We start from the raw sequence: 19,915 nt of genomic DNA, 5'->3' as shown, positions 1-19,915 counted from the left end.
CTAGGATAGCCCCTAAATTTTTATTAATGGGTCGATTAAAATCAAAATGTCCATCTGACGCCAGTGGCAATGCTACGCCCTGCCATTGGCGCAAGATAACGCAAGGTGGAATTATGCAATCGGGCTTCGCGGTTGGTTAAATTTTTTCCGATCAGATATAACTCGATATCCGAATGCGCTAAGCGGAATTGATAACTTATGCTGGCGTCAACCAACGTGAACGACGGTGATTCCAACTCTTTATTAATGTCCACCCCGACTTTATCTTGTTTCAAATAATGCCATGCCGAAAAGGAAGTTGACCAGTTTTTATAATTCCAGTCTATTCCGGCACCGTAACGCGAGGTCGGCATGGCGCTGACATATCCGCCGCCGTTAAAACCGCTTTTTGCCTTACTGCGCACCACATCGCCCAACAGGCTGAACCGCCATTCGCCGAATGTATCCGTGCGCAAATGGTAACCCAGTTCCGTTTCGATCCCCTGCAAGCGAATCGGCGTTTGCCGCCACTCTTTCACAATCGTTCCGCGTCGGGCAATGCCGGTTTGAGCTAAATAAGTGTAGTTGGAAAAATCGATTTGATACCATGTGATATTCGCCATCCAGTTATTAAACTCCACGCCGCTGCTCAATTCCCAACCGTTGGATTTTTCTTTTTTCAGATCGGTATCGCCGTTCTCTTCGATCAGTAATGAATAGTGGCTATTGTTGGCATAAAGCTCATTGACTTCCGGTGCTCTTTGCGAAAAAGAACGTTGCAATTTGACATGCCAGCTATCAAGCGGTTGGTACAGCAAACCGATATGGTAATTGGAGAGATCAAAAGTGCGGTCCGCACGTTCGCCGGAACCGCCGCCGTTACCGGCATAATCTTTGATTAAGCGGTGTTTCACACTGCTCCAACGCCCGCCTGCGCTCAATTTAAACGGATCAAGCACCAACGATTCCAATACAAACAGGCTTTTTTCATCGCTATTAACGTCCGGCAGATAGGCGTCCGCTCCGTCGCGGGCTATTTTGCGTTTACTGACTTCAACCCCAATCAAGCCGTGCAAGTTACCCCACGGTTGATGTTCCGCCTCCAACCGCACTTGCCGCTGCTGCGTGTTAAAACGGCTGGAATCGATTTGATTAATCTGCTCAATATTTTGCGCTTTGGCATAATTAGCTGAGAGTTTGATTTTCTGCAGAATCAAAAACGTTTTATCTATTTCAGCACGCAGATCAAAACGCTGATCTTGGCTCAAGACATCTACTGCACCGAAATTATCGCCTTCGGTGGCAACGCTTGAAGCACGATAAGCAAAACCCGGCACGCCATATCGGGTTTGATAATGCGAATAAGCCAGTCCGACATAGCCCCAGTCATCAATATAGCTGCCGCCGACGGCAATATTTTTCGATTTAAAATGGCTATTCGGAATCCGTCCGTTTTCCGCTTTCACCAACGCTTTCGGCTCGGTGTAAACATCAATGTATTGCGCGCTGTCCGGAATATAGGCCGGATTGGGATCATTGGCAACGGTTTCAAAAAAGCTAAGACGATCTTTTTCGCGCGTCGTATATTTTTCACTGGATTCCAGTTCATACTCTTCGGCAAACTTCTCATAAAATTTGCTTAGATAAGGATAGTGGGCAGGGTTGCGGGTTTGATACGAACTCATCTGAATTTGGCATTTATCACGCAGCATGCTGTCCGCTTTCAGCTCATTAACATCATGGCAAACGGCAGCCTTGCTGTTGCCCGGAATTTTCGTGTAGCGGCTATGACGGGACATCGCACTGATATGCCACGCCCAATGTCGACCATCGTTGACATCTAAGCGGAAACCCTGCATTCGCTGGGTATTTTCCCCCGTTTGCGCTTCGATTTTGCCTTGAAAACGCTTTTCGGCAATCTTGCTCGGAATACGTCCGTCTTTGACATTCACCGTACCGCCGATCGCCCGTCCGCCGTGTAAGATTGTCGCCGGGCCTTTGGTCACTTCAATACTGTCCGCCAACTGGCTTTCCAAAGGTGTCGGCAAGTTTCCGCTGATTGCCGCCATATCGTTAAGCGATAAATTGTTACTTAAAATTTCAACCCGTTGCCCGCCAAGTCCGCGAATCAGCGGACGACCGGCATGCGGTCCGAAAGATTCGCTTTGCACGCCGCTTATTTTACTCAGGGTATCGCCCAGCGTACTATGATATTGTTCGCTCAGGGCTTTGCCTGAGATGGATATGGTATTTTGCTCCGGCAAAACGTAAGATTCGAGTTGGGTTGCAACGGTAATTTCCGCTAACTGCTCTGTCGGTGATGTCGGATTGTCCGCCGCCAATGCGGTCAAAGATAGTGACGACAACGCAAAAGGAAGGATTATTTTGTGCATGGAAAGCTCTCTTACTGAATATAATAAATAGAAAAAGAGATTGAATATACGGAGAACTGAGCTGAGATTCCGTGATCAAGATCACATTTTATTCAAGATTAGACCCGACCATTAGCGATTGGAATTATTTAAAAAGAATTAAAAAAAGACTATCGTTATGATTTATTCGATAGTCTTTTTATTTTATTTTTTCCAGATCGTTAAGTTTTAGAGCCTAGAGCGCTATTTCTCCAACAACGGCTGTACCCATTCCCTAAACTGTTCTGCATCTAAAAATCCGCTGATTCGGCTTTGCGGGATCTCTTTGCCGTTTTGGTCGAAGAAGATAATGGTCGGCAAACCGACTACGCGCAGTTGCTCCATTAAAGTGCGGTTTTGCGGGCTGTTGCGGGTCAGATCGGCACGCAATAACTTCATTTGAGCAAACTGTTGCCGTACTTGCGGATCGCTGAAGGTGTATTTTTCAAATTCTTTGCAGGCAACACACCAGTCGGCGTACAAATCCAACATCACCAACTGCCCTTGGTTCTGTTTCAATGCCGCTTGTAAGGCGTCGTAATCGGCAATCTCGGCAAATTCGGCGTGTGCCGGCGTTGCGGCTACCGCACTTTCGCTGTTGCCGGTCACCAGCGGTGCAAGCCAGTTGACCAGCGGTTGCGCCACCACGATCGCCGCCACTAACGGTAACAATTTAATTCCCAACATCGATTTTTTATCGCTGATTGCCGAAGTCAACCAGATGAAAAACGCCACACCCAATAGCGACCATAAACGGTTTTCCCACACTTCCGGCAACAGGCGCGAAATCAGGAATACCGGTACGGCAAGCATCACGAAACCGAAGGCAATTTTGACTTTTTCCTGCCATTCTCCGCCCTTCGGCAGGATTTTATTGCCAAACAGGGTGACCAGCACCAGCGGAATGCCCATGCCCAGCGCCAATAAATACAAGCTCAAGCCGCCGACCACAAAATCCCCGCTTTGTGCCACATACAACAGCGCCCCCGACAACGGCGCGCTGACGCACGGCGAAGCCACTAAGCCGGCAATCATGCCCATCAGGAACACATTCCAATAAGCACCGCCACTCTGTTTTTGGCTAAGTTGATTGAGCTTATTCTGTAAACCGGACGGCAGTTGCAACGTGAACAAACCGAACATCGAACCCGCCAATACGATAAACAGAATCGAGAAAGCGATCAGCACATACGGGCTTTGCAGCGCAATTTGAAACGGCAGACCGATCGCCACCACTAATAAGCCAAGTGCGGTATAGGTCAATGCCATGCCTTGCACATAGACCAAACTCAGCAACAATGCGCGCAGGCTTTGCGGGCGTTCTTTTTGCCCGATCACGATTGAGGATAACAATGGCAACATCGGCAGCACGCATGGGGTAAATGCCAAGCCCAATCCCAAGACGAAAAACCACAGAATGCTGAATTTGTTTTCGCCCAGATTGCTTGCCAGCTGTTCGGTGCTGTTACGGTTAAATAAGCTATCGTCAACACGTCGGTTATCCGCTACAGGCGTACGTTCGGTTGTGGTGGCGTTTTCGCTGACCGCACTTTGTGCTGCGCTATCAACACCAGCGATCACCGTTGCCGTTGTGGTTGTGCCTGCGCCGCCCCGTAACGCCGCCAAATCCAATTCCTGCGTTTCCGGCGGATAGCAAAAACCGCTGGTACAACCTTGGTAATTAACGATAATTTTTCCGTTACGGTTATGTAACGGCACTGCAAATGCTAACTGATTGCGGTAAATTTGGACTTCACCGAAAAATTCATCATGGTAGGGTATTGCAGGCGGCAAGGCTAACTCGCTGATTTGCCCCTGTTCGTCTTCAACGGAAATTTCACGTTGATATAAATAGTAACCTTCGGCGATCTGCCAATCGAGGTGTAAATTTTGCTGATCCGCTTGCGCCGAAAAGATGAAGGCTTCATGCGGCGGTAAAAACCGCTCTTTCTTGCCGCCGAACAAACCGTTGGCGACCGCGCTGTTTAAAAATGCAAAAACAAAAAAAACCAACAGGCTGAATAATAGCTGTTGATAACGAAAGGGACGAGTAAAGTGCGGTTTGCGTAACATCATTTTTCCGTTTAGCCAAAACAATAAATTATAAAAATCCGATAATCAGGCTGCTGACAAAGACTAAAACGCACAATATTGATTGTAAAAGTCGGGGCGGATTATATATCCGCCCGTTTGCGGAGTGCGATATAAGCAGTTAATCAATAAAGGGGAAGCGCAAAGTACCGTTCGGGCGGATATATAATCCGCCCCGACTTTGCCTCATCACTTACTTTGTCAATAATCTGATAATGGTGATACCTTATCGGATTTTAAACATAAGATCTATTGTTGCTGTCTAGGATTATTTATAAATAATCTCTTCATTGGCTTGGAATTTCGCCGCATCAATCGGTGAATTTTCCTCAAAATAGAGTTTCAGACTCTCCGCGTCCACAAAACCGGTGTTGACATAGGTCGGATTGTCGCTGACCAGCGGATAGCCGTCCCCCCCTGCCGCGGTGTAACTTGGTAAAGAAATCCGATAGACTTTTTTCGGATCCAGCGGCTCGCCGTTGATTTTCACCTCCGACACTTTTTTCGCCTTGCGGTCGACGGTCATGGCAATGCCGGCAAATTGCGCATACGCACCGGAATCGACTTCTTTCAACGCCACCACATTCAGGTAATCAATCAGCTCAGTCCCGTTCAACTCGACATAGCTGATGATATTCCCGAACGGTTGCACCGTCAGAATATCTTTATAGGTGACCTTACCCGGCTCGATTGAAGCACGGATACCGCCGGAGTTCATAATGCCGATATCGGCTTTGGCACGCTCTTTTTGCGAACGGGCGATCAGCTGCCCTAAATTAGTTTGTCGGAAGCGAATAACATTGCGATCACCTTCCAACTTCTCATTCACACTGCCGACTTCCACGCCCAGTAATTCATCGCCTTTGTCCTGATAGACTTTCAGGTGCGCCAACAGTTCCGCATCGGCGGGAATTTCCTCTTGAAACAGCACATATTCGGTTTTGCCTTCGGCATTTTTCACTTTTTCTTTTAAGTTGACCGGCACTAATTGATAGTTCACCAGTTTCAACTCGCCGTTTTTAAATTCAAAATCGGCACGCCCGACATATTTACCCCATTCGCCGGCTTGCATAATCCAAGTGCCGTTTTCAAATGCCGGTTTACAGACATCGCCCGGTTTGTATTTGTCGTTGAAACTGCCGTCGTCATTAATACACACCGTGTCGTGGCTGTGACCGCCGATCACCAGATCAAACGCGCCTTTCTCCAATTCACGCACCATCGACACATCGCCCGGCGCATTCGAACCGTATTGAGCGTCATGATAATAGCCCATATGGGTCAAGCCGATTTTAATATCCGGCTTCTCATTGTCGTTCAACGCCGCCAGCACGTCTTTTGCCGCTTCCGCCGGACGGACAAATTCCACATTGGAGATAAATTCCGGGTTGCCCAGTTTCGCCGTATCTTCGGTGGTCAAACCGACAACCGCCACTTTCAACCCTTGTTTGTCTAAAATGGTGTACGGTTTTACCAATAAACTGCCATCTTTTTTATTAAACACGTTGGCGGACAAGAACGGGAATTTCGCCCAGCTTTCTTGCATATCCAACAATTGCAGCGGATTGTCAAATTCGTGGTTGCCCAAGGCCAACGCCTCGTAGCCCATTGCATTCATCGCTTCGATATCCGGTTTGGCGTTTTGCAAATCGGATTCCGGAATGCCGGTGTTGTAATCGCCGGCGTTGAGCAAAATCAACTCGCCGCCTTTCTCCGCCACTTCTTTGCGAATGCGGTCAATCAAGGTTTTTTGTGCCGCCAGTCCGTATTCACCGTTTTGGTTTTGCCAAAAACGGCCGTGCAGATCATTGGTATGCAACACGGTCAATTGATAAGTGCGGTCTTGTTCATAGGCTTGGGCGAAAGTGGGAATGGCTAATACGGATGTGACTAACGTGGTACAAAGACTTAATTTAAAAAAAGATTTCATATTGAGATTTCCTAAAAAAAGTAAGAAGAGTTCCTGATAAAAAAGCCGTAGTCAGTATGCTAAAAAACGGCGACAAAAGCTATCATTTTGTGCTTGGTAGGGTTTTAATCCAAAAGAAGAAAAACCAGTATTCGACCAATAATAAGAGAATAATAAAAATCCGCCCGTAAATCGACGGCATAAAATAGAAACTGGCGGCGATCATTGCGGTGGAAAGCAACAAGATATAGGCTTTGCTTTTGGCGGTCAGCGCGCGCTGTTCATCAAAGGATTTCAAATAGTTATGATAAAGTGCGGTTTGCAAAAACCAAGCGTGCAGGCGATCGGAGCTTTTGCCGAAAAAATAGAGCGCCAGCAGCAAAAACGGCGTGGTCGGCAAGATCGGCAACGGAATGCCGAGAATGCCCAACCCGAGCGCAATAAATCCCAATAAAACATAAACCCATTTCACCACTTTCATCCGAACCGCACTTTGCCGCCTTTCAATTAAGAATAGTTCGCATTATAGCGATTTTCGTCTTGCTTTGACAACCGCTGACCGCACTTGCACAGGCGTAGCCATTGAAAGTGCGGTTCACGCCGATAATTTGGCTTACGCCGGCGGTAAAACTTGCTTTTCTTCAGGAAAAGAGTAAAATCTGACGACTTTTTATGGCTGTATGCCATCGAAAGCGCATGACACCCTCACCTCGAACGAGGGTTTTATTTTTACTATCATTTTAGAGGACGCTATGGTAACCATTCGTTTATCTCGTGGCGGTGCAAAAAAACGCCCATTTTATCAAGTAGTTGTTGCGGACAGCCGCAGCCCGCGTGACGGTCGTTTTATCGAGCGTGTCGGTTTCTTTAACCCACTTGCTACCGGTAACGCAGAACGTTTACGTTTAGATTTAGACCGTGTGAATGCATGGTTGGAAAAAGGTGCTTCTTTATCTGAGCGCGTATCCGCATTAGTTAAAGAAGCGCAAAAAGCAGCGTAATCTGCTTTTAAACGCTTTATAAGCAATCAATAAGTAGGTGAATATGAACACGCAAAACATCAGCACGGTCGGCAAGTTGGGTTCAACTTACGGGATTCGCGGTTGGTTGCGAATTTATTCATCGACAGAACAACAAGAAAGTATTTTCGATTATCAGCCTTGGTATTTGAATATCAAAGGTCAATGGCAAGCCACCGAACTGGAAAGCTGGCGTTATCACAGTAACGATTTGATCGTGAAACTGAAAAACGTCGATGATCGTGACGCGGCACACGCATTAACCAACGTGGAAATCGGGGTGAGTGCAGACAATTTCCCTGCGCTGGAAGAAGGCTATTACTGGCACGATTTAATCGGCTGCCAAGTCATCAACCTGCAAGGCTATCAATTGGGTGTGGTCAGCGACATGATGGAAACCGGTTCGAATGACGTGTTCATGGTGAAAGCCAATCTGAATGATGCTTTCGGCAAACAAGAGCGGTTAATTCCGTATCTTGAAGAAACAGTAGTTAAAAGAGTCGATCTCGCCACAAAGACTATTGAAGTGGATTGGGACGCTGGTTTCTAACCTCAGCAACAGTGGGCGCTTTGGCGGTAACATTTTTAGCATAAGGTCATATTATGTGGATTGGGATTATTAGTCTTTTCCCTGAAATGTTTAAAGCAATCACCGAATTCGGGGTCACAGGACGAGCTGTAAAACACGGGCTGTTACAAGTGCAATGTTGGAATCCGCGTGATTTCACCCATGATAAACACAAAACGGTCGATGACCGCCCTTACGGCGGCGGACCGGGCATGTTGATGATGGTGCAACCGTTGCGCGACGCCATTCATGCCGCCAAGCAAGCGGCACGGGCAGTAACGGCAGGGGAGGTGAAAGTGATTTACCTTTCACCGCAAGGGTGCAAACTCGACCAACATGGCGTGCAGCAATTAGCACAATATCAGAATCTGATTTTGCTGTGCGGACGTTATGAAGGCATTGATGAACGCTTGATTGAAGCGGAAATCGATGAAGAGTGGTCGGTTGGGGATTATGTCCTCACCGGCGGAGAACTGCCGGCAATGACATTGATTGACGCCGTTGCCCGTTTTGTTCCGGGTGTGTTGGGCAAGCAAGCCTCCGCAGAAGAAGATTCTTTTGCCGACGGGCTGCTCGATTGCCCGCACTACACCCGCCCCGAAGTGTTAAACGGCGTGGCCGTGCCACCGGTTTTAATGTCGGGCAACCATGCGGAAATACGCAAATGGCGGTTACAACAGTCATTGCACCGCACTTGGACGCGCCGGCCTGAGCTCTTAGAGAGCCTAGCTCTGACTGACGAACAGAGAGTGCTGTTGGCTCAGATCAAACGGCAAGAGTAAAGATTCAGTTACATCTAGGAATAAAAGGTATTTATTATGAGTAACATTATTAAACAACTTGAACAAGAACAATTGAAACAAGACGTACCGAGCTTCCGTCCCGGTGATACTTTGGAAGTGAAAGTATGGGTTGTTGAAGGTAGTAAAAAACGTCTGCAGGCGTTCGAAGGCGTGGTTATCGCAATTCGTAACCGCGGCCTGCATTCAGCATTTACCCTGCGTAAAATTTCAAACGGTGTCGGCGTTGAGCGTACATTCCAAACTCACTCGCCGGTAATCGACAGTATCAGCGTGAAACGCAAAGGTGCGGTACGTAAAGCGAAACTGTACTACTTGCGTGAGCGTAGTGGTAAGTCTGCACGTATCAAAGAGCGTTTGAACTAATCGCACGGTTTGCAAAAACCAAAACAAAAGGCTTGGAAAATTCCAAGCCTTTTTACTTTGCGGCTGAAAAAGATGTCGCCCTCGGCGGCATTGGCGGCAATCCAACAACAGGTGTAGAATAAATACACCCTCAGCGCACAACAAAGGATACCTTATGAACTTAAGCGAAATGCTCCGCCACCGCCGCGCGGTGCGCCACTACAGCGATACGCCGCTCGACAGCGACAAAGTACGCCAATGTTTGCAACTGGCGCAACTCGCTCCGAGCAGCTCGAATATGCAACTGTATCAGTTTTATCATATCACGGACAAAACCGCACTTGCGCAGCTTGCCGAAGCCTGCCTCAGCCAAAATGCCGCCACCACCGCGCAACAAATGGTGGTATTTGTGACCCGTCAGGATCTCTACCGTGAACGTGCCAAACAGGTATTAGCGGCGTTCAGCGATGATCTCAAGCGCAATACACCGCCAGAGCAACAAGCCGCACGCTTAAAACGGTTAAACGGCTATTACGGCAAATTAATGCCGTTTCTGTATGCTCGCGGCTTCGGTCTGCTGGGCATATTACGCAAATTGATCGCCCACAGTATCGCTTTATTCCGCCCGATTGCCACCAATGTTTCGGAAGCCGATTCGCGCATTGTGACCCACAAAAGCTGCGCCCTTGCCGCACAAACCTTTATGCTGGCAATGGCAGAACAAGGCTACGACACCTGCCCGCTCGAAGGCTTGGACAGCCGCAGGGTAAAACGGATTTTGAACCTACCACGCGCAGCGGAAATCAATATGATCGTAGTCTGCGGCATTCGCGAAACAAGGCGCGGCATTTGGGGCGCACGCTATCGTGTTCCGTTTGAACAGGTTTATCGTGAGGTTTAACCACTTTGCTTATCACGTTAAGTGAGCAAATTTAATTTTTGGAATCTTGATCGCAATCTTTTCGCTACTCTATTTTCTTGAGTATATAAATTTTATTTACTAGCTTGCATTATCAGATAAGATAGGTATAAAATTTTGTACAAACAGAGAACGGTGCGCAAAGATATAGCATGGTTGGGTTCAACATTAGCAATATTAAGATTATTTCCTGACAACATAAAATCAGAGCTTGGTCACGATTTAGATCTCGTGCAACAGGGATTAAGCCCACGTGATTATAAAGTCATGAATAATCTTGGAAATGGCATTATTGAAATTCGACACCGCGATCACAGTGGTGCATTTCGCTTAGTTTATGTTGCTAAGTTTACAAAACGCATCTATGTGCTACACGCATTTCAAAAGAAAACACAAAAAACTAGCCCGCGCGATCTTGAGTTGATCAAAAAACGGTATCAAACCTTATTGGAGATAGAAAATGAACGATAAAATCACCCATATCACCCCCGCTAACGGCAATGTTTTTCTCGATCTTGGGTTCTCCGATAGTGAAGCGGCAAGCTTGAAAGCACACAGCCAAGCGGTGATAGAGATGAAACTGGCTTTGGTTGAGGCAATGGATAGTTGGATTCAAGAAAATCAATTAAAACAAGCTGATGCTGCGACTATTTTAGGCGTTACCCGCCCTCGAATTTCCGATATGGTTAATCGCAAGATCGGCAAGTTTACCCTTGACAGCTTATTAATGATGTTGGCAAAAACCAATAAATCAGCGTATCTGTCAATACGCTAATTCTGAATAGTTGCCTAAACAAGCGTGTATGATCGTGATTAAAGCCCCCAAAAATCGAATAGCCACTCACCACCAGGTTGTTTAATGGCATGATAGCGCTTGTTAACGGTCTCTCCGCTCTGTCGCGAGGTAAAATAGACTTTAAACTCAAAAGTATTTGCCGCTAATTTCTTAAATCCGATTACTCGAGATACATTTAAACAACCCGATTTATGATAACTCATGTTACTTTGTGGTTTAACTCGACTATGCGGCTCAATACTGTCTGGATCACTGTAGATCATAAGCTGGGAATTTGAATGACTACCATCTGGTAAACAGGCTAATAGTCCTAACACTTTGTTCATTGTTGGTTTGGCATCATTAAATAATGCTTTAACCGCACTATTCGGTTTCGCATTATTGAGCGTTGAATCAATCGAGTTTTGTGTAGTTTGCTCGACATAAGCACCTGATAATCCGGTATTAATATTCTCCAATGCCGCTCGCATCGAACGGCTTGCCTCCAACATTTGCTGGCAGCCGGCAAGCGTAAAACATAGCATAACCGTCGTGAGTAACAGAGATCTTTTCATTCATATAACTCCTTAATAATAAAATTAAAATGCACTTGACATTAGCTCAAAAAAATCGCTTAATTTTACAGCACAGCACAGCGCAAGTAAGATCAACCCTTATTTTAAGAATGTGATTTGTTCTCCCGCCAACTCCCTTTATAATCACCACTTCAATTTCTATTTGGTAAAGGAAATGAGAAAATATCTGTATTTTTGCGTTCTATTCGGCTTCTGTTTGAACCTCAGCGGCTGCGGCACGATTGTGAGTTTGATCAATCAGACCCAGCCCTATAGCGCCTATGCCGGTGTGAAATACGATTATGAAATGGCGCAACGTTGGGGCTTGCCGATTTTGGATATTCCGCTGTCGTTTATTCTCGATACCGCACTTTTGCCTTATGCCCTTGCGCAGGATTAACCGATGAAACTCAATCCGCAACAACAAAACGCCGTCGAATATGTCACCGGACCTTGCTTGGTGCTTGCCGGTGCAGGATCAGGCAAAACCCGGGTGATTATCAACAAAATCGCCTATTTGATTGAAAAGTGCGGTTATCAACCGAAGCAAATCGCCGCCGTGACTTTCACCAATAAAGCCGCGCGCGAGATGAAAGAGCGGGTGGCGCATTCGATTGGCAAACAAGCTAGTAAAGGCCTGACGGTATCCACGTTTCATACGCTCGGCTTCGATATTATCAAACGCGAATACCGCCATTTGGGCTATAAAGCCAATATCACCCTGTTCGATCAGCACGACCAACTCGCCCTGCTGAAAGCGCTGACCGAGCCGTATCTCAAAGGCGATAAAGATCTGTTAAATCAGTTGTTAAACACCATTTCCAACTGGAAAAATGATTTGATCTTGCCCGAACGCGCCAAAGGCATTGCCGACGGGCAAAAACAGCTGTTGTTTGCGTTGTGCTACGAGCAATATCACAACCAAATCCGTGCTTACAATGCGCTTGATTTTGACGATTTGATTATGCTGCCGACCCTGCTGTTTCAACAATATCCCGAAGTGCGGTCACGTTGGCAGGAAAAAATCCGTTATCTGTTGGTCGATGAATATCAAGACACCAACACCAGCCAATATGAACTGATCAAACTGCTGGTCGGCGAACAGGCGCGTTTTACCGTGGTGGGTGATGACGATCAGTCGATTTATTCGTGGCGTGGCGCGCGTCCGCAAAATATGATCCGCCTGCGCGATGATTTTCCGCAACTGGCAGTGATTAAGTTGGAACAGAATTACCGCTCTAGCCAGCGGATTTTGCACGCCGCCAACATCTTGATTGATAACAACGACCATGTGTTTGATAAAAAACTGTTTTCCACCTTAGATCATGGCGAAAAATTGCAAGTGATCGAAGCCAAAAACGAAGAACACGAAGCGGAGCGGATTGTCGCCGAACTGGTGGCGCACCGTTTTATCCGCAAAACCCAATACAAAGATTACGCCATTCTGTATCGTGGCAACCACCAGTCGCGCTTGCTGGAAAAAATGCTAATGCAAAACCGTATTCCGTATAAAATTTCCGGCGGCACGTCGTTTTTTTCGCGTGCCGAAATCAAGGACATGATGGCATATTTGCGCTTGGTGGTGAATCAAGATGACGACGCGGCATTTCTGCGCATTGTGAATACGCCGAAACGCGAAATCGGCACCGCAACCTTAGAAAAACTGGGGCAACTGGCACAAGAGAAACAGATCAGCCTGTTCGCCGCCGTTTTCGAATTTGAACTGATTCAACGCCTCACACCGCGCGCTTATCAAGCGTTGCAACATTTCGCCCGTTGGATTGTCGAGCTGAATGATCACGCGCTACGCAGCGAGCCGGAAAGTGCGGTACGCGAGATGTTATCCGCCTTGCAATATCAGGAATACCTGTTTGAACACGCCGCCAGCCCGGCACAGGCGGAAATGCAAAGCAAAAACGTCGCCACGCTGTTCGAGTGGGTGGCAGACATGCTGCGCGGTGATGAATATAACGACGCCATGACGTTAAATCAGGTGGTCACACGCTTAACCCTGCGCGATATGTTGGAACGCGGCGAAGACGATGACGAAAGCGATCAGGTGCAATTGATGACGTTGCACGCCTCAAAAGGCTTGGAATTTCCGTATGTTTATCTGGTCGGCATGGAAGAAGGGATTTTGCCGCACCAGACCAGTATCGACGAAGATAACGTGGAAGAAGAACGGCGCTTGGCGTATGTCGGTATCACCCGCGCCCAGCAGGAACTGACTTTTTCGTTATGCAAAGAACGGCGGCAATACGGCGAACTGATTCGCCCCGAAGTCAGCCGTTTCTTACTGGAACTGCCGCAAGACGATCTGCAATGGGAGCGCGATAAACCACCGCTCACCAGCCAGCAAATCGAGCAAAAAACCAGTAGCCATGTTTCCAATTTAAAAGCGCTGTTAAAGCGTAAAAGCTGAGCGCACTTTCGGCAAAAATTGTTTGCAAATCAAACAAACGAATGCGAAAAAAGGTAAAAGTGCGGTTTCCGTTAAAAAAGCGATTGACATATTTTCCGAAAACCGTATTATGTGCGCTCAAACCGATTGCGGTGAGATGGCCGAGAGGCTGAAGGCGCACCCCTGCTAAGGGTGTATACGGGAAACTGTATCGAGGGTTCGAATCCCTCTCTCACCGCCATTTGTTCTGCGCATCCGTAGCTCAGCTGGATAGAGTACTCGGCTACGAACCGAGCGGTCAGAGGTTCGAATCCTCTCGGATGCGCCATTTTAATGCTTACTCTCATTAAAATGTAAAAAGGCAAAATGAAGGTTAATCATCTTAAAACGACGCATCCGTAGCTCAGCTGGATAGAGTACTCGGCTACGAACCGAGCGGTCAGAGGTTCGAATCCTCTCGGATGCGCCATTTTTTCTTCTTGAAATCTCGCTTTTTCAGCAAAAATATTCCGCTTATTGATAATGTTATTCTGATGACTTGTGCCGATTTATCCTGTCCTTGCCAATCCGATCAATCCTACCAAGATTGCTGCCAACCATTACATCAAGAAAAAATCATTGCGCAAACTGCCGAACAACTTATGCGTTCACGTTATGCGGCTTATGTATTGCAAAAAATAGATTATTTGGTTGCCACCACCGTACCTGCGCAACAACCGCACTTGAATCAGGCGGCGATGTTACACTGGGCGCAACAAACCCAATGGGCAGGGCTTGAAATTGTGCAACATTTGCCTAAAATCGGCAAAATTCATGCGCAAGTGGAATTCAACGCGTTTTATCGAACTGGCGCCGGGCAACAAGCCCATCATGAATTATCCACCTTTGTCAACATCGACGGACGTTGGTATTTTCTTGATCCGACCTTAGCGCACTATCCGAGTATGAAACAGCCCTGCTTATGCGGCTCGGGCAAAAAATTTAAGCAGTGCTGTGCGCCATTTCTAAGTTAGAAATTCAGCCGACAAAAAACCGAATCCAGATCAGAATTCGGTTTTTATTTTTTGGACTAAAGTGCGGTCAGCTTAGTTTTTGGCTTGTTCCGCCGCTTTGACGATCACCGCAAATGCGGCCGCTTTCAGGGAAGCGCCGCCGACCAATGCACCGTCGATATCCGGTTGGGTGAACAATTCTGCTGCGTTGGCGTCATTGACTGAACCGCCGTATTGCAGAATCACTTGCTCGGCAACCGCTTGATCTTGTTTGGCGATGTGATCACGGATAAATTTGTGAACCGCTTGCGCTTGCGCAGGGGTTGCGGATTTGCCGGTGCCGATTGCCCACACCGGTTCATAGGCGATCACCGCACCGTTAAACGCGTCTGCGCCCAAGCTGTTCAGCACCGCGTCAATCTGACGTGCGCACACGGCTTCGGTCTGACCGGCTTCGTTTTCCGCTTCGGTTTCACCGATACACAACACCGGAATTAAGCCTGCCGCTTTTAATGCGGCAAATTTCTTCGCGATAAATTCATCGCTTTCTTTATGATAAGTACGGCGCTCGGAGTGTCCGATAATGATGTATTTCGCACCGAAATCTTTTAACATCTCGGTCGAAATATCACCGGTGAACGCGCCGGACACATTGGTATCCACATTTTGCGCCCCCAATGCGATGTTGCTGCCTTGCAAGGCGGCTTCGGCTTCCGCCAAATACATCAACGGCGGTGCGATTGCGACATCACAGCCTTTGACATCCGCCAGCTCCGCTTTCAATCCCGCAATTAATTCGCGGGTCATCGCTTTGCTGCCGTTTAATTTCCAGTTACCCATGACTAAAGGACGACGTGCCATTTTTTGCTCCTTGTTAATTTAAGATGAATCAATAAAAATTGCGTTCACTATAGCAAAACTTGCTCTAAATTGCTTTTTATCCGCCGAAAATTTTCGCGCTTTTTGCCTTTTTCCGCTTTTTTATTTAACAAATGATGATTATTACGGATAAAACCGTTACAATTCGCTACAAAACTGGTTAATTTAGAGGCAATTATGCGGATATTTAAAGCTGAGTTATGGAATCTGGAACTGCTGCTCCCGCTGTTCGAGCAATATCGCCGCGAGCAAGGCATGCAGGAAAACCCGGAAAGGGCATTGGCTTTTTTGGCAAATCGGATTCGCTTCAGCGAAAGCATTTTGTTTCTGGCGCTGAATGACGCGCAGCAAGCGGTCGGCTTTGTACAACTCTACCCGCGTTTATCCTCACTCCGCCTACAACGTTACTGGCAATTGACCGATATTTTTGTCAGCGATATTCCCAATCAAACCGCGATCATGCACGAATTGTTGCGCAAAAGCTGCGAATTCGTCAGTTTTACCCAAAGTAATCTGCTGGTGGTCGAAAGTACGCAAAACCAACGCGAATTCTGGCAGCAGCAGGGCTTTAAACTCAACCCGAATAAAGGGGTATTTGAAGTGCGGTTGGCGGATTAATATTTGATGACAAGAGGTTGATAAGACAAAGCGGGCGGATTAAATATCCGCCCGTTTACGAAGTGAGATGTAAGTATTTAATCTACAATCGTAAAATGCGAAGTGCGGTTCGGACTGATATATAATCCGCCCCCTACTTTATAGATTACAGCGTTCTGATTCTATGTTTAAGCACGGCTCAAATAATCCCCATAACACACCCATTTATAGGTGGTTAAGGCTTCCAAGCCCATCGGACCGCGCGCGTGCAGTTTTTGCGTGCTGACCGCCACTTCTGCGCCCAAACCGAATTGTGCGCCGTCGGTGAAACGGGTGCTGGCATTCACATACACCGTTGCCGAATCCACTTGTTTGACAAATTTGCGCGCCAACGCTTGCGATTCGGTGAGAATGCCGTCGGAGTGGTGGCTGCCGTATTCTTGGATATGCACAATCGCTTGGTCAATATCCTCGACAATCATCACATTCATATTGTTACACAACGCTTCGTTACGTAGCTTGTCATCGCTGACCGCACTTGCCTCGGCACCGCATTGCAACAACAGTGGCAAGGCTTCTGTATCGGCGAAATAACGGACTTTTTTATCGGCAAGTTGCTGTACCAAGTGTGGTATAAATTCGGCGGCGATATTGCGTTGCAGCAGCAAGGTTTCCAGTGAATTACAGGCACTCGGGCGTTGGGTTTTGGCATTGTCGATTACTGCCAAGGCACGCGTCAGATCCGCACTTTGTTCGACAAACAGATGGCAAATGCCGATTCCGCCGACAATCACCGGAATGGTCGAATGCTCTTTGCACAGTTGGTGCAAGCCTGCGCCGCCGCGGGGAATAATCATATCGACATAGCGATCCAGTTTCAGCAGTTGCATGACCAAAGTGCGGTCGGGATCGATAATCGCCTGCACCGCTCTTGCCGGCAAACCGGCTTGTTGCAGGGCGTCTTGCACCACCTGTAACAACACCTCGTTGGTATTTCGGGTTTCTTTACCGCCGCGCAAAATCACCGCATTGCCGGTTTTTAAACACAGCGAAGCCACATCAATGGTCACATTCGGGCGAGCTTCATAAATGGTTGCGACTACGCCCAACGGCACGCGCACTCGTTGAATCGAGAGTCCGCTGTCGAGCGCACCGCCGTCGATCACCTTGCCGACCGGATCGGCAAGCGAAATCACATGGCGTACATCATCGGCAATCCCTTGCAAGCGTGCGGAAGTGAGTAATAAGCGATCAATAATCGCCGCACTGATCCCTTGTGCTTCGGCATTGGCAATATCAAGCGCATTTGCCGCCAAAATTTCCGCTTCGCGCGCTTGCAACTGATCGGCAATCACCTGTAACGCTTGGTTTCTTTCCGCGCCGGACAATTGCGCCAACTCAAACGCCGCTTGCTTGGCTTGTTTGCCCATTTTCACTAAATCGATTGTCATTTTTCTGTCCTTTCTAGCTGTATTATCGTGCAACGCCGTCATTCCCGTTATCACCTGTAAAAAACGGAAGAACAAGGCGGAAAGCGCAGCTGAAGTAGGGCTTCAGCGAGCATTTCCAACACAGTTATTCCGTTTTTTAGACCGATAAAAGTACCATATCATCACGGTGGATCGCAACGGCACCATATTCATATCCCAGCGTGTGTGCAATCTCCGCCGATTTCTTGCCTTTGATTAACGTCAACGCATCACTGTTATAGCACGCCACACCAATCGCAATATCTTTGCCTTGTTGAGTGCGGATCCGCACCACTTCGCCGCGCGAGAAACGCCCTTCGATTTGGACAATCCCGGCAGGCAATAACGACCGTTGCTTTTGCAATACCGCACTTTCCGCCCCTTGATCGATCACCAACGTGCCGGCCGACGGCGCGGCAAACAGCCATTGTTTGCGGCGTTGCAACGGTGATAACAAGGCATTAAATTTAGTACCGATGGCTGCACCCTGTGCCAAATCGACAATCACATTCTCTTGGCTGCCGGGCGCGATAATGGTTTCAATTCCGGAACGGGTGGCAATATCGGCGGCGGTGATTTTGGTGCTCATGCCGCCCGTGCCCAAACCCGATACGCTGCCACCGGCAATCGAACGGATATGCTCGGTGATTTTATCCACACAGGGAATCAACTGTGCCGCTGGGTTGGCGCGAGGATCGCTGTCGAATAAACCTTGCTGATCGGTAAGCAAATAAAGTTGATCGGCATTCGCTAAAATCGCAACGAGAGCCGACAGATTATCATTGTCGCCGACTTTAATTTCTGCCGTCGCCACCGCATCGTTTTCATTAATAATCGGGATAATGTTGTTATCTAATAGGGCATTCAACGTGTCGCGCGCATTGAGGAAACGCTCGCGATCTTCCAAATCGGCACGGGTCAGCAGCATTTGTCCAATGTAAATATCATAAATTTCAAATAAATGTTGCCAAGTTTGGATCAATTGGCTCTGCCCGACCGCCGCCAATAACTGCTTTGAGGCAATGGTCGGCGGCAGTTGCGGGTGGTTTAAATAATGCCGCCCTGCCGCCACCGCACCGGAAGTGACAATCACCACCCGATAGCCCTGTTGTTGCAGTAACGCACATTGGCGCACGATATTGAGCATATGCGGGCGGCTCAGTTTCGGCGACCCTTGGGTCAAAACGCTGGTGCCGAATTTCAACACCACGGTTTTTAGCGTCGTATTTTTTGCCGTGACAGGCTTCTGTTTTGTCTCAATCGTCATGGAATGCGAATCTTTTTGCATAATTCTTGATCTAAAATAAATAACAAAGTGGCGATTACGTTACCATTAATCGGTATAAAAATCATGTAATAAAATTGCTTTTAGCGACGATTATTCGGAGAGATTATGGCGATAAAAAACGCCGCCCTCAGCCAAGCGGCACAGCAAGAAATCACCCGGCTTTGCGTGCATACCGCACTTTTGTTATTGCAACACGGAGCGGAAAGCACCTTAGTCTGCCAAATCGCCACCCGCCTCGGCAAAGCGCTGGGAGTAGAAAGTGTCGAAGTGGCGCTGACCGCCAACGCGGTGGTGCTAACCACCTTACATCAAGGGCACTGTATTACCACCGCGCGCCGAAATCAGGATCGCGGGATTAATATGCATGTGGTGACCGAAGTGCAACATATTGTGATTGCGGCGGAACACCACATTTATGACAGTGCCGTCGTGCGAAAAAAACTGTATAACATCAAGCCGTTAAAATATAACCGTTATTATGTGCTCTTGATGGTCGGTCTTTCTTGTGCTTCATTTGCCCACCTTGCCGGCGGCGACGCGTTAATTTGCCTGATCACCTTTTTGGCGTCCTGCGCCGCGATGTTCGTGCGCCAGCAATTAGCCGGCCAGCATTACAATCCGATGATCGTATTTGCCGCCACTGCCTTTGTTGCGACCGGTATTTCCGGTTTATCATTACGTTTCGGCTTGGGTAACGATCCGCAAATTGCAATTGCCTCGAGCGTCTTGCTGCTTGTGCCGGGTTTCCCGTTCATTAACGCCCTGTCCGATATTTTGAAAGGTTATACCAATATGGGAATCGGACGTTGGGCATTAGCCACGGTGCTGACCTTCGGCGCCTGTATCGGCATCGTATTTGCCTTAAGTTTGTTCAATATCAACCAGTGGGGCATTTGAT

At 47.7% G+C, this 19,915-nt stretch carries 20 protein-coding genes and 3 tRNA genes; 15 read left to right on the top strand and 8 right to left on the bottom strand.

The features are described 5' to 3' along the window. Positions 1 to 41: 41 nt before the first annotated feature. The 4 genes from ACWA5Z_RS04760 to ACWA5Z_RS04745 all read right to left on the bottom strand — a co-directional run bounded on the left by ACWA5Z_RS04760 (position 42) and on the right by ACWA5Z_RS04745 (position 6,871). On the bottom strand, positions 42 to 2,372 hold the full coding sequence (locus ACWA5Z_RS04760; RefSeq protein ID WP_431054159.1) for a TonB-dependent receptor: 2,331 nt from the start codon (positions 2,370 to 2,372) through the stop codon (positions 42 to 44). A gap of 222 nt (positions 2,373 to 2,594) precedes the next feature. Continuing rightward, positions 2,595 to 4,463, bottom strand: a complete 1,869-nt coding sequence (locus tag ACWA5Z_RS04755; RefSeq protein WP_449343130.1) for a protein-disulfide reductase DsbD — start codon at positions 4,461 to 4,463, stop codon at positions 2,595 to 2,597. A gap of 286 nt (positions 4,464 to 4,749) precedes the next feature. Beyond that, the gene (gene ushA / locus ACWA5Z_RS04750; RefSeq protein WP_431054157.1) at positions 4,750 to 6,411 is read right to left on the bottom strand and encodes a bifunctional UDP-sugar hydrolase/5'-nucleotidase UshA; all 1,662 of its coding nucleotides are present in this window, start codon (positions 6,409 to 6,411) and stop codon (positions 4,750 to 4,752) included. A gap of 82 nt (positions 6,412 to 6,493) precedes the next feature. After that, on the bottom strand, positions 6,494 to 6,871 hold the full coding sequence (locus ACWA5Z_RS04745) for a YbaN family protein (protein WP_431054156.1): 378 nt from the start codon (positions 6,869 to 6,871) through the stop codon (positions 6,494 to 6,496). 271 nt (positions 6,872 to 7,142) lie between these two features. Between ACWA5Z_RS04745 and rpsP the strand changes: the two genes are divergently transcribed. From rpsP to ACWA5Z_RS04710, 7 genes are all read left to right on the top strand, one after another. Continuing rightward, positions 7,143 to 7,391, top strand: coding sequence for a 30S ribosomal protein S16 (rpsP, locus tag ACWA5Z_RS04740; protein ID WP_431054291.1), 249 nt, complete (start codon positions 7,143 to 7,145; stop codon positions 7,389 to 7,391). Between the two features lie 43 nt (positions 7,392 to 7,434). Beyond that, complete coding sequence (gene rimM / locus ACWA5Z_RS04735; RefSeq protein ID WP_431054155.1) at positions 7,435 to 7,959, top strand: ribosome maturation factor RimM; 525 nt, start codon at positions 7,435 to 7,437, stop codon at positions 7,957 to 7,959. A 53-nt stretch (positions 7,960 to 8,012) separates the two neighbouring features. Beyond that, positions 8,013 to 8,759 (top strand): tRNA (guanosine(37)-N1)-methyltransferase TrmD, encoded by a 747-nt coding sequence (gene trmD, locus ACWA5Z_RS04730; protein WP_431054154.1) that lies wholly within the window; start codon positions 8,013 to 8,015, stop codon positions 8,757 to 8,759. A 36-nt stretch (positions 8,760 to 8,795) separates the two neighbouring features. Then, positions 8,796 to 9,143 carry a 50S ribosomal protein L19 gene (gene rplS / locus ACWA5Z_RS04725; RefSeq protein WP_084256716.1) on the top strand — a complete coding sequence of 116 codons (348 nt, stop codon included), beginning with the start codon at positions 8,796 to 8,798 and terminating at the stop codon, positions 9,141 to 9,143. A gap of 154 nt (positions 9,144 to 9,297) precedes the next feature. Further along, positions 9,298 to 10,023 carry a nitroreductase family protein gene (locus ACWA5Z_RS04720; protein WP_431054153.1) on the top strand — a complete coding sequence of 242 codons (726 nt, stop codon included), beginning with the start codon at positions 9,298 to 9,300 and terminating at the stop codon, positions 10,021 to 10,023. A gap of 135 nt (positions 10,024 to 10,158) precedes the next feature. Next, a complete protein-coding gene (locus tag ACWA5Z_RS04715) occupies positions 10,159 to 10,512 on the top strand; it encodes a type II toxin-antitoxin system RelE/ParE family toxin (RefSeq protein WP_431054152.1) in 354 nt (117 codons plus the stop codon). Beyond that, positions 10,502 to 10,816 (top strand): helix-turn-helix domain-containing protein, encoded by a 315-nt coding sequence (locus tag ACWA5Z_RS04710; protein WP_431054151.1) that lies wholly within the window; start codon positions 10,502 to 10,504, stop codon positions 10,814 to 10,816. The genes ACWA5Z_RS04715 and ACWA5Z_RS04710 overlap by 11 nt, the downstream gene beginning before the upstream one ends. A 38-nt stretch (positions 10,817 to 10,854) precedes the next feature. Here the strand turns inward: ACWA5Z_RS04710 and ACWA5Z_RS04705 are convergent, their stop codons facing one another. Continuing rightward, positions 10,855 to 11,391: a hypothetical protein gene (locus ACWA5Z_RS04705; protein WP_431054150.1), complete on the bottom strand. Its 537-nt coding sequence runs from the start codon at positions 11,389 to 11,391 to the stop codon at positions 10,855 to 10,857. A 175-nt stretch (positions 11,392 to 11,566) separates the two neighbouring features. Here ACWA5Z_RS04705 and ACWA5Z_RS04700 point away from each other — a divergent pair, with 175 nt between their 5' ends. The 6 genes from ACWA5Z_RS04700 (at position 11,567) to ACWA5Z_RS04675 (ending at position 14,805) form a co-directional block, all read left to right on the top strand. Beyond that, positions 11,567 to 11,791: a YceK/YidQ family lipoprotein gene (locus tag ACWA5Z_RS04700; protein ID WP_431054149.1), complete on the top strand. Its 225-nt coding sequence runs from the start codon at positions 11,567 to 11,569 to the stop codon at positions 11,789 to 11,791. 3 nt (positions 11,792 to 11,794) lie between these two features. Then, complete coding sequence (rep, locus tag ACWA5Z_RS04695) at positions 11,795 to 13,813, top strand: DNA helicase Rep (RefSeq protein ID WP_431054148.1); 2,019 nt, start codon at positions 11,795 to 11,797, stop codon at positions 13,811 to 13,813. 130 nt (positions 13,814 to 13,943) lie between these two features. Further along, positions 13,944 to 14,033: transfer RNA gene (locus ACWA5Z_RS04690), tRNA-Ser, on the top strand. A gap of 10 nt (positions 14,034 to 14,043) precedes the next feature. Beyond that, positions 14,044 to 14,120 (top strand) — tRNA-Arg (locus ACWA5Z_RS04685). Positions 14,121 to 14,184: 64 nt separating this feature from the next. After that, a tRNA-Arg gene (locus ACWA5Z_RS04680) sits at positions 14,185 to 14,261 on the top strand. Positions 14,262 to 14,325: 64 nt separating this feature from the next. Beyond that, a complete protein-coding gene (locus ACWA5Z_RS04675; protein WP_431054147.1) occupies positions 14,326 to 14,805 on the top strand; it encodes a YchJ family protein in 480 nt (159 codons plus the stop codon). A 72-nt stretch (positions 14,806 to 14,877) separates the two neighbouring features. Here the strand turns inward: ACWA5Z_RS04675 and tpiA are convergent, their stop codons facing one another. Beyond that, positions 14,878 to 15,645 carry a triose-phosphate isomerase gene (gene tpiA / locus ACWA5Z_RS04670; protein ID WP_431054146.1) on the bottom strand — a complete coding sequence of 256 codons (768 nt, stop codon included), beginning with the start codon at positions 15,643 to 15,645 and terminating at the stop codon, positions 14,878 to 14,880. A gap of 195 nt (positions 15,646 to 15,840) precedes the next feature. On the opposite strand from tpiA, the gene ACWA5Z_RS04665 reads away from it, so the two are divergent. Then, complete coding sequence (locus ACWA5Z_RS04665) at positions 15,841 to 16,281, top strand: GNAT family N-acetyltransferase (RefSeq protein WP_431054145.1); 441 nt, start codon at positions 15,841 to 15,843, stop codon at positions 16,279 to 16,281. Between the two features lie 167 nt (positions 16,282 to 16,448). On the opposite strand, the gene proA is transcribed toward ACWA5Z_RS04665, so the two are convergent. Both proA and proB read right to left on the bottom strand, forming a co-directional pair. After that, the gene (gene proA, locus ACWA5Z_RS04660) at positions 16,449 to 17,711 is read right to left on the bottom strand and encodes a glutamate-5-semialdehyde dehydrogenase (RefSeq protein WP_431054144.1); all 1,263 of its coding nucleotides are present in this window, start codon (positions 17,709 to 17,711) and stop codon (positions 16,449 to 16,451) included. Positions 17,712 to 17,847: 136 nt separating this feature from the next. Further along, positions 17,848 to 18,996 (bottom strand): glutamate 5-kinase, encoded by a 1,149-nt coding sequence (gene proB / locus ACWA5Z_RS04655; RefSeq protein ID WP_431054290.1) that lies wholly within the window; start codon positions 18,994 to 18,996, stop codon positions 17,848 to 17,850. A 126-nt stretch (positions 18,997 to 19,122) separates the two neighbouring features. On the opposite strand from proB, the gene ACWA5Z_RS04650 reads away from it, so the two are divergent. Further along, positions 19,123 to 19,914: a threonine/serine exporter family protein gene (locus ACWA5Z_RS04650; RefSeq protein WP_431054143.1), complete on the top strand. Its 792-nt coding sequence runs from the start codon at positions 19,123 to 19,125 to the stop codon at positions 19,912 to 19,914. Position 19,915 lies beyond the last annotated feature (1 nt).

This window comes from Testudinibacter sp. P80/BLE/0925 (genome assembly GCF_053570785.1).
Note: the sequence above shows the minus strand (reverse complement) of the source record. Positions and strands in the feature narration are given on the sequence as shown.

Excerpts from the sequence above, each read along its gene's own strand:
- ACWA5Z_RS04700 (WP_431054149.1), top strand. The coding sequence starts at position 11,567 with ATGAGAAAATATCTGTATTTTTGCGTTCTATTCGGCTTCTGTTTGAAC.
- ACWA5Z_RS04720 (WP_431054153.1), top strand. The coding sequence starts at position 9,298 with ATGAACTTAAGCGAAATGCTCCGCCACCGCCGCGCGGTGCGCCACTAC.
- ACWA5Z_RS04745 (WP_431054156.1), bottom strand. The coding sequence starts at position 6,871 with ATGAAAGTGGTGAAATGGGTTTATGTTTTATTGGGATTTATTGCGCTC.
- tpiA (WP_431054146.1), bottom strand. The coding sequence starts at position 15,645 with ATGGCACGTCGTCCTTTAGTCATGGGTAACTGGAAATTAAACGGCAGC.
- ACWA5Z_RS04705 (WP_431054150.1), bottom strand. The coding sequence starts at position 11,391 with ATGAAAAGATCTCTGTTACTCACGACGGTTATGCTATGTTTTACGCTT.
- ACWA5Z_RS04710 (WP_431054151.1), top strand. The coding sequence starts at position 10,502 with ATGAACGATAAAATCACCCATATCACCCCCGCTAACGGCAATGTTTTT.
- proA (WP_431054144.1), bottom strand. The coding sequence starts at position 17,711 with ATGACAATCGATTTAGTGAAAATGGGCAAACAAGCCAAGCAAGCGGCG.
- rep (WP_431054148.1), top strand. The coding sequence starts at position 11,795 with ATGAAACTCAATCCGCAACAACAAAACGCCGTCGAATATGTCACCGGA.
- ACWA5Z_RS04650 (WP_431054143.1), top strand. The coding sequence starts at position 19,123 with ATGGCGATAAAAAACGCCGCCCTCAGCCAAGCGGCACAGCAAGAAATC.
- rimM (WP_431054155.1), top strand. The coding sequence starts at position 7,435 with ATGAACACGCAAAACATCAGCACGGTCGGCAAGTTGGGTTCAACTTAC.
- rplS (WP_084256716.1), top strand. The coding sequence starts at position 8,796 with ATGAGTAACATTATTAAACAACTTGAACAAGAACAATTGAAACAAGAC.
- ushA (WP_431054157.1), bottom strand. The coding sequence starts at position 6,411 with ATGAAATCTTTTTTTAAATTAAGTCTTTGTACCACGTTAGTCACATCC.
- ACWA5Z_RS04675 (WP_431054147.1), top strand. The coding sequence starts at position 14,326 with ATGACTTGTGCCGATTTATCCTGTCCTTGCCAATCCGATCAATCCTAC.
- rpsP (WP_431054291.1), top strand. The coding sequence starts at position 7,143 with ATGGTAACCATTCGTTTATCTCGTGGCGGTGCAAAAAAACGCCCATTT.
- proB (WP_431054290.1), bottom strand. The coding sequence starts at position 18,996 with ATGACGATTGAGACAAAACAGAAGCCTGTCACGGCAAAAAATACGACG.
- trmD (WP_431054154.1), top strand. The coding sequence starts at position 8,013 with ATGTGGATTGGGATTATTAGTCTTTTCCCTGAAATGTTTAAAGCAATC.
- ACWA5Z_RS04755 (WP_449343130.1), bottom strand. The coding sequence starts at position 4,463 with ATGTTACGCAAACCGCACTTTACTCGTCCCTTTCGTTATCAACAGCTA.
- ACWA5Z_RS04665 (WP_431054145.1), top strand. The coding sequence starts at position 15,841 with ATGCGGATATTTAAAGCTGAGTTATGGAATCTGGAACTGCTGCTCCCG.
- ACWA5Z_RS04760 (WP_431054159.1), bottom strand. The coding sequence starts at position 2,372 with ATGCACAAAATAATCCTTCCTTTTGCGTTGTCGTCACTATCTTTGACC.